Source organism: Jatrophihabitans endophyticus (assembly GCF_900129455.1).
Classification (GTDB): domain Bacteria; phylum Actinomycetota; class Actinomycetes; order Mycobacteriales; family Jatrophihabitantaceae; genus Jatrophihabitans; species Jatrophihabitans endophyticus.
In genome coordinates this window covers 110,535-124,887 of sequence record NZ_FQVU01000002.1, presented here as the reverse complement: position 1 = coordinate 124,887, position 14,353 = coordinate 110,535, and the positions used below count along the sequence as shown (strand labels likewise).

Sequence of the window (14,353 nt, the reverse complement as noted above, 5' to 3'; positions counted from 1 at the left end):
ACTGGTGAGCAGCGAGGTCGGTCGCCGCCGCGCGGCGGGGAGCACCCCGGTGAGCACGTCGTCGAGCGGGTACGGCGACGCCGCGGCCCGCGCCCAGGTGGAGTTCGCCGCGTTCGTGCGCGAACACGTCCCGGCGCTGACGCGCACCGCCTACCTGCTCACCGGCAGCGCGCTCGGGGCCGAGGAGCTCGTCCAGGACACGCTGGTGCGGCTGTACCCGAAGTGGGATCGGGTCGCGGCGGCGGACGTGCCGCTGGCCTACGTCCGGCGCTCGCTGTCCAACGCGTACGTCAACGACCGCCGTCGCGCGTCGCGCCGCGAGTACGCCTACGCCGAGGTGCCCGAGTCGGTCGACGAGTACGACGCGATCGGCCGGTTGGCCGACCGTGACCAGCTGCGCGACGTGCTGGCGGGGCTGCCCGACCGGCAGCGGGCCGCGCTCGTCCTGCGCTTCTTCGAAGACCTCGACGACGCCGACACCGCGGACGCGCTGGGGTGCCGCGTCGGCACCGTCCGCAGCCTGATCAGCCGCGGCCTCGCCACGTTGCGAGACCGCCTCGACCCGCCCACCGCGGGGAGGACATCATGAGGAACCCGTTCGCGCGCCGGCCCGGCGCCGGCCCCGACACCGGGGCGGCCGCCGACCACGAGGCCACGCTGCGCCGCCGGCTCGCCGAGCAGGCCCGGCAGGCGCCGTCCGGCGAGCCGCTCGCCGAGCGCGTCATCGCCCGTGCCGAGGCCGAGCACGCGGCCCGCTCGCTGCCGCGCGGCGGCACCCGTTCCGTGGCCGGGGGGCGACCGCCGTGGGGGCGGCTGGTGGCCGTCGCCGCCGCCGTCGCCGCGGTGGCCGGCGTCGGGGTCGCGGTGGCGCAGTACGACCCGTCGCCCGACCACGACCAGGCCGGGCAGACGACGATCGCCACGCCGACGCCGCCGGCCTCGTCGAGCCCGGCGTCCAGCTCGCCCGTGACCTCGACACCGACGCCTGGGCCCCGCTCGTCCAGCGCGTCCGAGGACAAGAGCCCGCAGTCGTCGGGGTCGCGCATCGTCCGGGTGCCCACGCTGTCGGGGGTCCGGGTCGTCGACATCACCTTCACCGGCCCGGACGACGGGTGGGGCATCGCCTCGGCCGACTGCCTGCGCACGTCCGGGCGCTGCACCGCGTTGCTGCGCACCACCGACGGCGGCAAGGTCTGGCAGAGCCGCCCCAACACCCCGTTCCACGTCGCCGGCGTCAACGACTGCTCGGCGCCCTGCGTCGAGCACGTCCGCTTCGCCACCGACGACATCGGCTACGCCTTCGGTCCGAACGCGCTCTTCCTCACCCGGGACGGCGCGAGGAGCTGGACGCGACTGGTCGGCGGCGCGGTCGCGATGGAGACGCTCGACGGCAACGTGATCCGGGTCCGTTCCGACCAGGCGACCTGCCCGCCGGCGTGCCGCGGCACCGTGCAGTACGCCGGAGTGGGCGCGACGACCTGGCGCACGGTGTCGCTGCCCGGTTCGGCGACGCCGGGGGACGACGCCGTCCTCTCCCGCAGCGGCACCCACGCCTACCTGCTGGCCCCGGGCTCGGGCTCCACGCTGTGGACCTCGTCCGACGACGGGCGCAGCTGGACCGATCGGGGCGAGCCCTGCCCCCAGCGTGGCGGCGAGGTCGACTCCCGGACGCTCGCCACCGCGGCGGACGGCTCGGTGGTGGTCGCCTGCCGCGTCCGTGGGAGCGGCACGCAGGCGGTGGCGGTGTCGACCGACGGCGGCGCGAGCTTCCGCGCCGGCAAAGCGGTGCTCGGCGCCGGCGGGATCCGCGCCCTCGCCGCGGCCTCGGCCGACACGGTGCTGGTGAGCTCGGACGAGACCTATCGCTCGACCGACGGCGGGCGCAGCTTCGACCGGCTGGGCGCGGCCGGCACCCCCGGGTCGGCGTCCTACCTGGGGTTCGGGTCGGCCACCGCCGGCCACGCCATCGCCGCCGACGGCCGGACGGTCTTCACCACCGCCGACGCCGGTCGGAGCTGGTCGGCGGTCCGTTTCGGCTGATCGTGGACCGACACGCCGCCACGGCGAGCAGACGGGTCCACGATCACCCGGCGGCCGTCACCTGCCGACGGATGGTCGCGACCACGGAGCCCGGGCGCTCCACGAGGTCGGCCCAGGTGAAGCGCAGCACCGTCCAGCCCAGGGCGACGAGCCGGTTCTGCCGGGTGCGATCGCGCTGGAAGCGATCCACGTCGCTGTGGAACGCCCAGCCGTCGACCTCGATCGCCAGTCGCTGATCCGGGAGAGCGACGTCGAGCACCGCAGCCAGCTCGCCGTCCACCCAGAGCGGGTAGTTGGGGACCCAACGGCTGATGCCCGCACGCCGCAGCAACCGGTGCAGCACCCGTTCGGACTCGGCGGCAGCGCCGTCGCCGCACCGTTCGAGCAGGGTGCGCAGCATCGTGTTGCCGGTCCGGCCCGGGCTGTCCCGGAGCCGCGCGGCGAGATCGTCGGGACGCAGCCAGCCGCGCTGCAGCGCCCGGTCGGCGAGCCGCTGGGCCGAGCCCGGTCGCTGCCGGCCGAGGTAGTCGAGCAGGGTGTGCGTGCGTGACGTGACCGGCAGGCCGTCCAGCCGGACCTCGACCGACGGTGCGACGGTGATCCGGTGGGGTCGCAGCTGCGGCGTCGGTCTCACCCGGCGGTGCCGGGCGATGAGCACGTCGACGCGGGCCGGTGCCTCGGCGACGACACCCCACAGGTGCGCTGCGGTGCCGAAGGCCAGCACGCCGTCGCTCGCCACGACCGCGGACCACAACGTCGCCCGGTACGTCAGCGGTGCCCCGCGGACGAGGAACACGCCGTGACCGATCGGGTGCAGCGCCTGCGCCTCGACGAGCCGCGACACCGCCGGGTCCGACAGGCCGTGCCCACGCAGCTGCGCCCGGCCGATCACGCCGTCCTGGCTGCGCGCCGTCGCCGCCCATGTCACCCGGCCAGCATGGCGTCGGCGCCACCCCGATCGGCGTTGTCCACAGACCCGGTCCGGCCTTCCGCCGATCGTGGACCGACACGCCGCCGCACCGATCGATTCGGTCCACGATCGGCCGGAGCGGGGCCCCAGCGTCGACACCTTGGCACTCGCCGCGTTAGAGTGCCAAGTCGGAGGAGGTTGACCCCCGCGACGGCAGCCGCCCCCCAGAACTGAACTCGCACCCAGTGACGCAAAGGGGAGTCATCCAGTGACCGCCACCAAGGTCAGCATCAAGCCGCTCGAGGACCGCATCGTCGTCCAGACCAACGAGGCCGAGACCACCACCGCCTCGGGCATCGTCATCCCGGACACCGCCAAGGAGAAGCCGCAGGAGGGCACCGTCCTCGCCGTCGGCCCCGGCCGCATCGACGACAACGGCAACCGCGTCCCGCTCGACGTCGCCGTCGGCGACGTCGTCCTCTACAGCAAGTACGGGGGCACCGAGGTCCGCTACGCCGGCGAGGACTACCTCGTCCTGTCGGCCCGCGACGTCCTCGCGATCATCGAGAAGTAGCCTCACCCGACTCCGCCCCGGCCCGCGCACCACGCGTGCGCCGGGGCGTTCTCGGTTGTGCCCTCATTCGTAGGAAGGAACCCCATGGCGAAGACCCTCAGCTTCGACGAGGACGCCCGCCGCGCGCTCGAGCGCGGCGTGGACAAGCTCGCGAACGCCGTCAAGGTCACGCTCGGCCCCAAGGGCCGCAACGTCGTGCTGTCGAAGTCCTTCGGCGCGCCGACGATCACCAACGACGGTGTCACCATCGCCCGTGACATCGAGCTGGACGACCCGTACGAGAACCTCGGCGCCCAGCTGGCGAAGTCCGTCGCGACGAAGACCAACGACGTCGCCGGTGACGGCACCACGACCGCGACCGTGCTCGCGCAGGCGCTGGTCAACACCGGCCTGAAGAACGTCGCGGCCGGCGCCAACCCGACCGCCCTCAAGCGCGGCATCGACGCCGCGGTCGAGGCCGTCAACACGGCGCTGGACGACGTCAGCCAGCCGGTCAAGGGCGAGAAGGAGGTCGCGCACGTCGCGACCGTCTCGGCGCAGGACGCGGTGATCGGCGGCCTCATCGCCGAGGCGTTCACCAAGGTGGGCAAGGACGGTGTGATCACCGTCGAGGAAGCCCAGACGATGAGCACCGAGCTCGAGTTCACCGAGGGCATGCAGTTCGACAAGGGCTACATCAGCCCGTACTTCGTCACCGACGCCGACGCCGGCGAGGCCGCGTTCGACGACCCGTACCTGCTCATCACCACGCAGAAGATCTCGGCCGTGGCCGACCTGCTGCCGGTGCTCGAGAAGGTCGCCGAGTCGGGCAAGGCGCTCGTCGTCATCGCCGAGGACGTCGACGGCGAGGCGCTCTCGACGCTGGTCGTCAACTCGATCCGCAAGACGTTCAGCGCGGTGGCGGTCAAGGCACCGTTCTTCGGCGACCGCCGCAAGGCGTTCCTGCAGGACCTCGCCATCGTCACCGGTGCCGAGGTCGTCGCGCCGGAGGTGGGGCTCAAGGTCGACCAGGTCGGGCTGGACTCGCTGGGTCGGGCGGGACGCGTGGTCGTCACCAAGGACACCACCACCGTCACCCACGGCTCCGCGGCGCAGAGCGAGATCGACGCCCGCGTGGCGCAGATCCGTCGCGAGATCGAGGACACCGACTCCGACTGGGACCGCGAGAAGCTGCAGGAGCGGCTCGCGAAGCTGGCCGGCGGCGTCGGCGTGATCAAGGTCGGCGCGGCCACCGAGGTCGAGATGAAGGAGCGCAAGCACCGCATCGAGGACGCCATCTCGGCCACCCGCGCGGCGGTCGAGGAGGGCATCGTCGCCGGTGGCGGCTCCGCGCTCGTCCACGCGATCGCCGCGCTCGAGGGCAACCTCGGCCTGACCGGTGACGAGGCGACCGGCGTGGCCGTCGTCCGCGCCGGGCTGGCCGAGCCGCTGCGTTGGATCGCCACCAACGCCGGCGAGGAGGGCTACGTCGTCGTCGCCAAGGTGCGCGAGCTCAAGGCCAACCACGGCCTGAACGCCGCCACCGGCGAGTACGAGAACCTGCTCAAGGCCGGCGTGGTCGACCCGGTGAAGGTCACCAAGGCCGCGCTCGCCAACGCCGCGTCCGTCGCCTCGCTGGTGCTCTCGACGCAGTCGGCGGTCGTGGACAAGCCCGAGGAGCCCGACGAGCACGACCACGGTCACTCGCACGGTCACGGCCACGCGCACTGACGCTCACCGACGCGCCACGACGCACCGCACGACGGCCCCGCAGCACAGCGTGCTGCGGGGCCGTCGCGCGTGACGGCGCGTGGTCAGTGCATCTCGGCCTCGTGGTCGACGTGCCCGGCCGGCTCCAGCTGGAAGGTGGAGTGCTCGACGTCGAAGTGACCGGTGAGGCAGGTCTGCAGCCGGTCCAGGATCTGCGGCGCGTGCCCGTCGTTGAAGCACTCCTGCTCGACGACCACGTGCGCCGAGAGGGCCGGGAGGGTGGACGTGACGGTCCAGACGTGCAGGTCGTGGACGTCGAGGACGTGGTGCGTGCCCAGCAGGTGTCGCCGGATCTCGTCGAGGTCGACGCCCTCGGGCGCCGCCTCGAGCAGAACGCGGCCGGACTCGCGCAGCAGCCCCCAGGCGGCCTTCACCATGAGCGCGACCACGAGCAGGGAGGCGATGGAGTCGGCCCGGACGTAGCCCGTGGCGAGGATGACGACGCCGGCGACGACCGTCCCGAGGAACGCGTAGAGATCGGTGACGATGTGCTGGAAGGCGCCCTCGACGTTCAGGCTGGCGCGGTTCGCGCGGGCGAGCACGGCCGTCGCGGCCACGTTCACCGCGACACCCACGATCGCGACGACGAGGACGGCGAGCCCCTCGACCTCGGGCGGATGCGCCAGGCGGCGGATGGCCTCGAAGGCCACGAGGGCGCCGACGACCAGCAGCGTGATGCCGTTGCCGGCCGCGGTGAGGATCTCCGCGCGCTTGAGGCCGTAGGTCCACGAGCCCGCGGCCGGTTGCGCCGCGAGGCGCATGGCCCACAGCGACGCCGCGAGCGCGCCGACGTCGGAGAGCATGTGGCCGGCGTCGGACAGCAGCGCGAGCGAGTCGGCCGCGAGCGCGACGACGACCTCGGCGACGAGGAACGCGCTCAGCAGCCCCAACGCCAGGCCGAGATAACGACGGTCGGCGTCGGCGCCCACGGTGTGCTGGTGGCCGGTGTGCTGGTGACCGGTGTGCTGGTGGCCGGTGTGCGGCCCACCGGTGTGCTGGTGGCCGGTGTGCTGGTGGCCGGTGTCCGGCCCACCGGTGTCCGGGGCGCCGCACCGGTCGTGGTCAGCGGGGATGGCGCGCCTCCGTCCGCCGCGCGGCAGTGATCGGACTGATCACTCTAACGCGGGGGGCGCGAGTCCCTTCAGGCCGAACGAGCCGTGATCAACCGTTCGCGCTCCTCGACCGACAGCCCGCCCCACACGCCGTACGGTTCGCGCGCGGCGAGCGCCCAGCGCAGGCAGCTCTGCACGACCGGGCACCCCGAGCAGACGGCCTTGGCCTGCATCTCGCGGCGGGCGCGGGACGGCCCGCGCTCGTTCTCGGGGTGGTAGAAGGTGGCGGTGTCCTGCCCGCGGCACGCGGCGGACATCTGCCAGTCCCAGTCGCCCTCCCGCAGTTCGGGGAGTCGTCGAATCTCGCCCATGGCGGTGTCCTCCGGTGACCCGTCGCGCCGGCACCTGGCAGGCCGGCCTTTCGAGGTCCAAAGAACGAGACGCGAAAAGGTGACGCGAGCTTCACCACATCACACGCCCCAAATCTGCCGTCTCCCCAGCCTGGGGGGCGAAATCCGGGGCCGTAAGTCGACCCGGGGACCGGAGAAGCGGTGGGTCCGGGTGCTAGCGGCGCTTGGCGAGGGCGGCGACGGCGTCGGTCCAGCCGCGGGCGTAGTCCCAGCTCACGAAGGCGTCGGGGTCGGGCGAGAAGGCCGGTTCGTGGACGTGGGTGCGGCCCTCGCCGAGCAGCGAGCGCAGATTGCCGGCCATGAGGTCCCAGCCGAAGTAGTGCTGGTCGCCGCAGTCCCCGCAGTCGACGACGATGCCGTGGACGCCGTGGGACTCGAGCGCGGCCCGGAACGCCTCAAGCTCGGCGAGGTCGGCGAGCACGTCGGCCCGCTCGTCGTCGCTCAGCGGGGCCGGCGGCTCGTCGTCGTCGAACAGTGCCGCCGGATCGTCCGGATCGCCGAGGAACGGATCGACAGGGCCGTCGTCGAGGTTCATCGCGTACCCGCTGCTTCGGTCACGTCGACCACGGTAATTGGCATCGCGGCCTTCGCGCCAACCGAGGTCGCGCCGGCCGCTCACGCCGCCGCGCCGCTCACGGCGTCGAGCGGTGGCGTGCGGGCCGCCCGCCAGCCGGGCCAGAGGGCGGCGAGCACGCCGACGACGGCCGCGAGGACGAGGAAGACGACCGCCTGCACCCACGGCACGCTGATCACCCGCAGGCCCTCGTCGTGCAGCGTGCGCGTGAACAACGACCCGTAGGCGACCCCGAGCACGACCCCCAGGAAGGCGCCGAACACCGCGATGAGCAGTGACTCGAGGTACACGGTGCGGCGCACCTGGGCGCGCTGCATCCCGACGGCGCGCAGCATGCCGAGCTCGCGCCGCCGTTCCACGACCGACAGCGCCTGCGTGTTGACGATGCCGAGGATCGCGATGACGATCGCCAGCGCCAACAGGCCGTAGAGCAGGCCGAGCAACCCGTCCACCTGGCCGGCGACGTACCCGCGGAACTCGTCGCGGTCCCGGACGTCCACGACGTAGAAGTCGTTGACGGCCCGCTCGAGCCCGGCGCGGACCGCGCCCGCGTCCGCGCCCGCCGCCACGGTCACGAGGGCGACGTCGTCGCCCCACCGGTTGTGCGGGGTGAGCGTCCGATACGTGGTGCCGGAGACCACCCAGGGCCCGACGAGGTCGGCGTCGCGGTAGACGCCGGTGACCCGCACCGTCACCGCGGGGCCGGTGCCCCCGGCGCCGGTGAAGCGGTGCGTCGTGCCGGGCCGCCAGCCGTGGTCGGCGGCGTAGGTCTCGGACACGATCATGTCGGTGCCGCCGTAGGACTCCCGCCCCACGGTCATCGTCACCGGCAGCACGCGTTCGAGCGGCCCGTCGACGGCGGTACCGGTCACCTGGTCGCCGGCGACGGTCACCACCATCGGATGCAGCTCGGTCGTCGACCCCACGCCGGCCACCTGCCCCGCGGCGGCGGCGGCCCGCACCGGGAGCGGGCCGGCGTCCGAGGTCAGGATGTAGTCGGCCCGCACGTCGCCGTTGGAGAACAGCTCGCCGATACTGGCCTTGGCCGACGCCCCCACGACCGCGATGCCCGTGACGAGCAGCATCCCGAGCGTCAGCGCGAAACCGGTCGCCGCGGTGCGGCGGGGGTTGCGCACCGCGTTGGTGCGCGCGAGCCGGCCGAGCACACCGAACGGGCGGCCCACCACCCGCCCGAGCGGATGGATCACCCACCGCGCGAGCACCGGCGACAGCAACATGGTGGCGATCACCGCCGCGAGCAGGCCGAGGCCGGTGAACGACGCGGCCGATCCGGCATCGCCGGCGACCAGGCCGAGGATCGTCCCCAGCACGGCGAGCGCGGCGACGGTCGCCCCGAGCGCCGTACGCCGTCGCAGGCCCGCCGCCGTCGGCGTCGCGAACTCCTCGCGCATCGCGGCCACCGGCGCGATTCGCGAGGCGCGCCGGGCCGGGCTCCACGCGGCGACCACGGTCACCGCCGTCCCGAGCAGGATCGAGACCACGACCGTGCGCACCAGCAGCACGAGCTCGCCGGCGGGCAGGCCGACGTCGAGCGCGTCGAGCAGCGCGCGGAGCCCGTACGCGAGACCGATGCCGCCCGCGAGCCCCAGCGCGCTGCCGACGAGGCCCGTGACGAGGGACTCGAAGACCACGGAACGCTGCACCTGCCGGCGACTGGCCCCCACCGCGCGCAGCAGCGCGAGCTCGCGCTGCCGCTGGGCGACGATCATCGAGAACGTGTTGTAGATGATGAAGGTGCCGACGAGCAGCGCCACGATCCCGAAGCCGAGCAGGATGACGGTGATGAACGACAGCGCGTCGGCGACGTCCTGGGTGTCGTCGTCGCGCACCTGCCGTCCGGTCCGCGCCTCCAGGTCGGCCGGCAGGACCCGCTCGATCCGGGCGGCGAGCGTGGCCTGCGTGACGCCGGCGCGCGCGCTGACGTCGATCGTCGTGTAGTGCCGCCCGTCGGTGAACAACGTCAGGGCCTGCCGCGGCGGGAACAGCGCGCCCAGGTAGCCGCCGGTGTCGAACGCGACGCGGTACAGCCCGACGACCCGCGCGGTGGTGACCGCGGCGTTGGGGGCGACCACGGTGATGCGGTCGCCGACCGCGAGGTGGTACCTGGTCGCGGCCGACTCGTTGACCGCGACCTGGCCCGTCGCGGTCGGTGCGGCGCCGCGCACGAGTTCCGGCGGGTCCTGCACCGTGCGACGGTCCTGCCAGGCACCGCCCTGGCTGGGGGCACCCCCGGTGCTGATCCGCGTCCCGTGGGCGTCGACGACCGCGACCTGCGCGCCGATCTGCGGCTGGACCGCGGCGACACCGGGCACGCGGGCGATGCGGCGGACGAGGTCCGTGGGCACGCCGGCGGTGAAGTCCTCGCGCGGCTGCACCCGGGCGTCGATGCCCTCGTCGCTCGTCGCGAAGATGGCGTCGAAGCTGCGCTTCAGGGTGTCGGTGAACACGAACGAGCCGCTCACGAACGCGGTGCCGAGCAGCACCGAGACGAGGGTCAGCAGCAGCCGGACCTTGTGGGACCGCAGGTTGCGGACGGCCACCGTACGCATGGCGTTCACGACTCGAGCGCCTTCATGCGGTCGAGAACCGACTCCGCGGTCGGCTCGCGCATCTCGTCCACGATGCGGCCGTCGGCGAGGAACAGCACGCGGTCGGCGTGCGACGCCGCGTGCGGGTCGTGCGTCACGATCACGACGGTCTGGCCGAGCTGGTCCACGGCCTCGCGCAGCATCCGCAGCACCTCGCCGCTCGAACGCGAGTCCAGGTTGCCGGTGGGCTCGTCGCCGAACACGATCTCGGGACGTCCCGCGAGCGCCCGGCCGACCGCGACCCGCTGCTGCTGGCCGCCCGACAGCTCGCTCGGCCGGTGGGTGAGGCGGTCGCGCAGCCGCAGCGTGTCGATGACGACGTCGAGCCACTGCGGGTCGGGCGCGCGGTTCGCGATGTCCATCGGCAGGGTGATGTTCTCGAGCGCGGTCAGCGTCGGGACGAGGTTGAAGGACTGGAACACGAAGCCGATCCGGTCGCGCCGCAGCGTGGTCATCCTCCGGTCCGAGAGCCCGCGCAACTCGACGTCGCCGATCGCGACGCTGCCCAAGTCGATCGAGTCGAGGCCGGCGAGGCAGTGCATCAGGGTCGACTTCCCCGAACCGGAGGGCCCCATGATCGCGGTGAGCTCGCCCCGGCGCAGCTCCACGTCGACGTGGTCGAGCGCGACGACGGCGGTCTGGCCGCTGCCGTAGCTCTTCACCACGTCGACGCCGCGCGCGGCGACCGTGTCCGACGGTGCGGGGTGCGGGGCGGCGCTGGTGGACGACATGGCGCAAAGGCTCCCGCCCGGGGCGCCGCCGCACCATGGGGTGCGCCCCGGAGCGGACCCTGAACCGCCCCCCGAGGGGTCGCTGGGTCGACGTACGATGGAGCCTCAGCGAGCGCAAGGAGTGTCGATCGTGCCCGACGTCTCGTCCGACGACCTGTCCGCGGGCCTGCCGGCCAAGTTCGCGCCCATCGGGCTGACCTACGACGACGTGCTGTTGGTGCCCGGCGAGACCGACGTGGTGCCGGCCGAGGTCGACACCCGCGCCCGGCTCACCCGCGAGATCGACATCGCCGTCCCGCTGCTGTCGGCGGCCATGGACACGGTCACCGAGTCGCGGATGGCGATCGCGATGGCCCGTCAGGGGGGCATCGGGGTGCTGCACCGCAACCTGTCGATCGAGGACCAGGCGCGGCAGGTCGACCTCGTCAAGCGCACCCAGACCGGCCTCATCCCGAACCCGGTCACCATCGGCCCCGACGCGACGCTCGAACAGCTCGACGAGGTCTGCGGCGAGTACCGCATCTCCGGCCTGCCCGTGGTCGACGCCGACGAGCGGCTGCTCGGCATCATCACCAACCGCGACCTGCGCTTCGTCCCGGTCGGCGAGTGGGCGACGACCAAGGTCGACGAGGTCATGACGCCGATGCCGCTCATCACCGCACCGGTCGGCATCTCGCACGAGGACGCCACCGCCATCCTGCGCCAGCACAAGCGGGAGCGGCTGCCGCTCGTCGACGAGGGCGGCCGGCTCGCCGGGCTCATCACCGTCAAGGACTTCGTGAAGTCCGAGCAGTATCCGAACGCCGCCAAGGACGCCCACGGCCGGTTGCTCGTCGGCGCGGCCGTCGGGTACTTCGGCGACGCGTGGGAGCGTGCCACGACGCTCGTCGAGGCCGGTGTGGACGTCCTCGTGGCCGACACCGCGCACGGTCACGTCCGATTGCTGCTCGACATGGTGCGCCGGCTCAAGACCGACCCCGCGACCCGCCACGTCCAGGTGATCGGCGGCAACGTCGCCACCCGGTCCGGTGCGCAGGCCTTCGTCGACGCCGGCGCTGACGCCGTCAAGGTGGGCGTGGGGCCGGGCTCGATCTGCACCACGCGCGTGGTCACGGGCGTCGGCGCGCCGCAGGTCACCGCCGTCTACGAGGCGTCGCTCGCCTGCAAGCCGGCCGGCATCCCCGTCATCGCCGACGGCGGCCTGCAGTACTCCGGCGACATCGCCAAGGCCATCGTGGCCGGTGCCGACACCGTCATGGTGGGCTCGCTGCTCGCCGGTTGCGACGAGTCGCCCGGCGACCTGATCTTCGTCAACGGCAAGCAGTACAAGAGCTACCGCGGCATGGGCTCGCTGGCGGCGATGAGCTCACGCGGCAAGAAGTCCTACTCGAAGGACCGCTACTTCCAGGCCGAGGTCACGAGCGACGACAAGATCGTGCCCGAGGGCATCGAGGGACGTGTCGCGTACCGCGGCCCGCTCGCCGCCGTCGTGCACCAGCTCGTGGGCGGGTTGCGGCAGTCGATGTTCTACGTCGGCGCGCGCACCACCGCCGAGCTGGCCGAGCGGGGTCAGTTCATGCGAATCACGCAGGCCAGCCTCAAGGAGTCGCACCCCCACGACATCCAGATGACGGCCGAGGCGCCCAACTACACCGGCTGACGCCGGCCCGCGTGGATCTTCCTGCGCGGCAACCGACGGGCGGTGCGGGCTAGAACGAGTCGCCGTCGTCGCGCAGGTTGGCGCCGAAGACGGCGGCCTGGGTGCGGCGCTGCATGCCGAGCTTGGCGAGCAGGCTCGACACGTTGTTCTTGACCGTCTTCTCGGCGAGGAAGAGCCGCTCGCCGATCTGGCGGTTGGTGAGCCCCTCGGCGATGAGTGCGAGGATCTTGCGCTCCTGGGCGTTGAGGGAGGCGAGGCGGGCGTCCTCCTGCTTGCCCTCGCGGATGCGGCGCAGGACGCGGTCGGTCACCGACGGGTCCAGCAGCGACTGCCCGGCCGCGACCTGCCGGACGGCGTCGATCAGGTTCGAGCCGCGGATCTGCTTGAGCACGTACCCGGCCGCGCCGGCGAGGACGGCGGCGAAGATCGCCTCGTCGTCGTCGTAGGAGGTCAGGATCAGGCAGCGGACGTGCGGCTGCTCCTCGCGCACGACCCGGCACACCTCGATGCCGCTGCCGTCGGGGAGGCGACCGTCCAGGATGGCGACGTCGGGGTTGACGGCGGGGATGCGACGCAGCGCCTCGGCCACGGTGCCGGCCTCGCCGACCACGTCGAAGTCCTCCACGCCGTTGAGCAGTTCGGCCAGCCCGCGGCGGACGATCTCGTGGTCGTCGAGCAGGAAGATGCGGGTGATCGACGCGGGCGTCTCCGCTGCCGTCATGGGCTCGAACCCTTTCGTGGAACGTCGGGCACGGCGACGACGGTGCGGCGGGGCCCGGGTGCAGTACGAAAGTAGCCAAGCCGCGTACCTGCTGTCGATTCGGACACTCGCACGGATTGCGTCGGGGGCACGCCGGCCGCGGGACGGGGCGGTGGCTCGGCGGGACGCGGGGGGTGGGGCAGACTCGACGTCATGCCCGAGACAGTCGAGATAGGCCTGGGTCGCAGCGCCCGGCGCGGCTTCCACCTGGGCGAGATCGCCCTCGTGCCGACGCGGCGCACCCGCGGGTCGGCGATGGTGTCGACCGCCTGGCAGATGGACGCCCACTCCTTCGACCTGCCGTTCGTCGCCGCCCCGTCCGACGCCGTCGTCTCACCCGGGACGGCCGCCGAGATCGAGCGGCTGGGCGGGCTGGCGGTCCTCGACGGCGAGGGGCTGTGGACGCGGTACGAGGACGCCGCGGTCGAGCTCGACCGGCTCGACAGCGAGACCACGGACCTGCAGCGGGTCTACGCCGCGCCGGTCGTCCCGGAGCTGCTGCGCGCGCGCATCAAGGAGCTGCGCGCCGGGGGCGGGCGGGTCGCGGTGCGGCTCTCGCCGCAGCACACCGCCGAGCTCGCCCCGCACGCGCTCGCCGAGGGCGTCGACCTGCTGGTCATCCAGGGGACCGTCATCTCCGCCGAGCACGTGCTCGCCGAGGACGTCCCCGGGTTGAACCTCAAGACGTTCATCGCCGACCTCGACGTGCCCGTCCTCGTCGGCGGGGTGTCGAACTACCAGACCGCGTTGCACCTGATGCGCACCGGCGCGGCCGGCGTGATCATCGGCTACGGCGCGCACCTCGGCTCGACGACGCACTCCGTGCTCGGCATCGACGTCCCCATGGCCACGGCGCTGATCGACGCCGCGGCCGCGCGACGCGACTACCTGGACGAGACCGGCGGTCGCTACGTCCACCTGGTCGCCTACGGCGATCTCGCGACCGGCGGCGACATCGCCAAGGCGCTGGCGTGCGGCGCCGACGCGGTCATGCTCGGCGAACCGCTCGCGGTGGCGTCCGACGCCCCCGGCCGGGGGCGCTACTGGGACGCCACGGCGGCCCACCCGCGCGTGCCCCGCTCCCGCGTCACCGAGCTCGCGTTCGACGGCGACGACGAGCGCCGCCCGACGCTCGAGGAGCTGCTGCTCGGCCCCACCGCCGACCCGTCCGGCGAACGGAACCTCTTCGGCGCGGTGCGCAGGGTCATGGGCAAGTGCGGGTACTCCACCCTCAAGGAATTCCAGAAGGCCGAGCTGATCGTCACAGGGGAGCGCTGAAGCGCA

14 protein-coding genes are annotated in these 14,353 nt (G+C 73.1%); 7 read left to right on the top strand and 7 right to left on the bottom strand.

Annotated elements, in window-relative coordinates; translation table 11 throughout:
- Positions 1 to 4: 4 nt before the first annotated feature.
- Together BUE29_RS05795 and BUE29_RS05790 are read left to right on the top strand one after the other, a co-directional pair.
- Positions 5 to 589, top strand: a complete 585-nt coding sequence (locus tag BUE29_RS05795) for a SigE family RNA polymerase sigma factor (RefSeq protein ID WP_200800080.1) — start codon at positions 5 to 7, stop codon at positions 587 to 589.
- A complete protein-coding gene (locus BUE29_RS05790) occupies positions 586 to 2,040 on the top strand; it encodes a WD40/YVTN/BNR-like repeat-containing protein (protein WP_073387457.1) in 1,455 nt (484 codons plus the stop codon). The genes BUE29_RS05795 and BUE29_RS05790 overlap by 4 nt, the downstream gene beginning before the upstream one ends.
- A gap of 43 nt (positions 2,041 to 2,083) precedes the next feature.
- On the opposite strand, the gene BUE29_RS05785 is transcribed toward BUE29_RS05790, so the two are convergent.
- Positions 2,084 to 2,968 (bottom strand): type IV toxin-antitoxin system AbiEi family antitoxin domain-containing protein, encoded by an 885-nt coding sequence (locus BUE29_RS05785; RefSeq protein WP_073387454.1) that lies wholly within the window; start codon positions 2,966 to 2,968, stop codon positions 2,084 to 2,086.
- Between the two features lie 250 nt (positions 2,969 to 3,218).
- Here BUE29_RS05785 and groES point away from each other — a divergent pair, with 250 nt between their 5' ends.
- Positions 3,219 to 3,524: a co-chaperone GroES gene (gene groES, locus BUE29_RS05780; protein WP_073387451.1), complete on the top strand. Its 306-nt coding sequence runs from the start codon at positions 3,219 to 3,221 to the stop codon at positions 3,522 to 3,524.
- Positions 3,525 to 3,608: 84 nt separating this feature from the next.
- Positions 3,609 to 5,234, top strand: coding sequence for a chaperonin GroEL (gene groL / locus BUE29_RS05775; protein WP_073387448.1), 1,626 nt, complete (start codon positions 3,609 to 3,611; stop codon positions 5,232 to 5,234).
- 83 nt (positions 5,235 to 5,317) lie between these two features.
- On the opposite strand, the gene BUE29_RS05770 is transcribed toward groL, so the two are convergent.
- A complete protein-coding gene (locus tag BUE29_RS05770; RefSeq protein WP_073387445.1) occupies positions 5,318 to 6,202 on the bottom strand; it encodes a cation diffusion facilitator family transporter in 885 nt (294 codons plus the stop codon).
- Between the two features lie 9 nt (positions 6,203 to 6,211).
- Between BUE29_RS05770 and BUE29_RS23045 the strand changes: the two genes are divergently transcribed.
- Entirely contained in the window at positions 6,212 to 6,376 is a 165-nt protein-coding gene (locus BUE29_RS23045; protein WP_234971379.1) for a hypothetical protein, read from the top strand.
- A gap of 38 nt (positions 6,377 to 6,414) precedes the next feature.
- On the opposite strand, the gene BUE29_RS05765 is transcribed toward BUE29_RS23045, so the two are convergent.
- From BUE29_RS05765 to BUE29_RS05750, 4 genes are all read right to left on the bottom strand, one after another.
- A complete protein-coding gene (locus tag BUE29_RS05765; RefSeq protein ID WP_073387442.1) occupies positions 6,415 to 6,696 on the bottom strand; it encodes a WhiB family transcriptional regulator in 282 nt (93 codons plus the stop codon).
- 193 nt (positions 6,697 to 6,889) lie between these two features.
- Positions 6,890 to 7,270 carry a DUF5319 domain-containing protein gene (locus BUE29_RS05760; RefSeq protein WP_073387439.1) on the bottom strand — a complete coding sequence of 127 codons (381 nt, stop codon included), beginning with the start codon at positions 7,268 to 7,270 and terminating at the stop codon, positions 6,890 to 6,892.
- 80 nt (positions 7,271 to 7,350) lie between these two features.
- Entirely contained in the window at positions 7,351 to 9,879 is a 2,529-nt protein-coding gene (locus BUE29_RS05755; protein WP_073389381.1) for an ABC transporter permease, read from the bottom strand.
- Between the two features lie 5 nt (positions 9,880 to 9,884).
- Entirely contained in the window at positions 9,885 to 10,649 is a 765-nt protein-coding gene (locus tag BUE29_RS05750; protein WP_073387436.1) for an ABC transporter ATP-binding protein, read from the bottom strand.
- 130 nt (positions 10,650 to 10,779) lie between these two features.
- Here BUE29_RS05750 and guaB point away from each other — a divergent pair, with 130 nt between their 5' ends.
- Entirely contained in the window at positions 10,780 to 12,309 is a 1,530-nt protein-coding gene (guaB, locus tag BUE29_RS05745) for an IMP dehydrogenase (RefSeq protein ID WP_234971378.1), read from the top strand.
- A 49-nt stretch (positions 12,310 to 12,358) separates the two neighbouring features.
- Here the strand turns inward: guaB and BUE29_RS05740 are convergent, their stop codons facing one another.
- Complete coding sequence (locus tag BUE29_RS05740) at positions 12,359 to 13,030, bottom strand: response regulator (protein ID WP_073387433.1); 672 nt, start codon at positions 13,028 to 13,030, stop codon at positions 12,359 to 12,361.
- A gap of 192 nt (positions 13,031 to 13,222) precedes the next feature.
- Here BUE29_RS05740 and BUE29_RS05735 point away from each other — a divergent pair, with 192 nt between their 5' ends.
- Positions 13,223 to 14,347 carry a GuaB3 family IMP dehydrogenase-related protein gene (locus tag BUE29_RS05735; protein WP_073387430.1) on the top strand — a complete coding sequence of 375 codons (1,125 nt, stop codon included), beginning with the start codon at positions 13,223 to 13,225 and terminating at the stop codon, positions 14,345 to 14,347.
- The last annotated feature ends 6 nt before the right edge of the window (positions 14,348 to 14,353 follow it).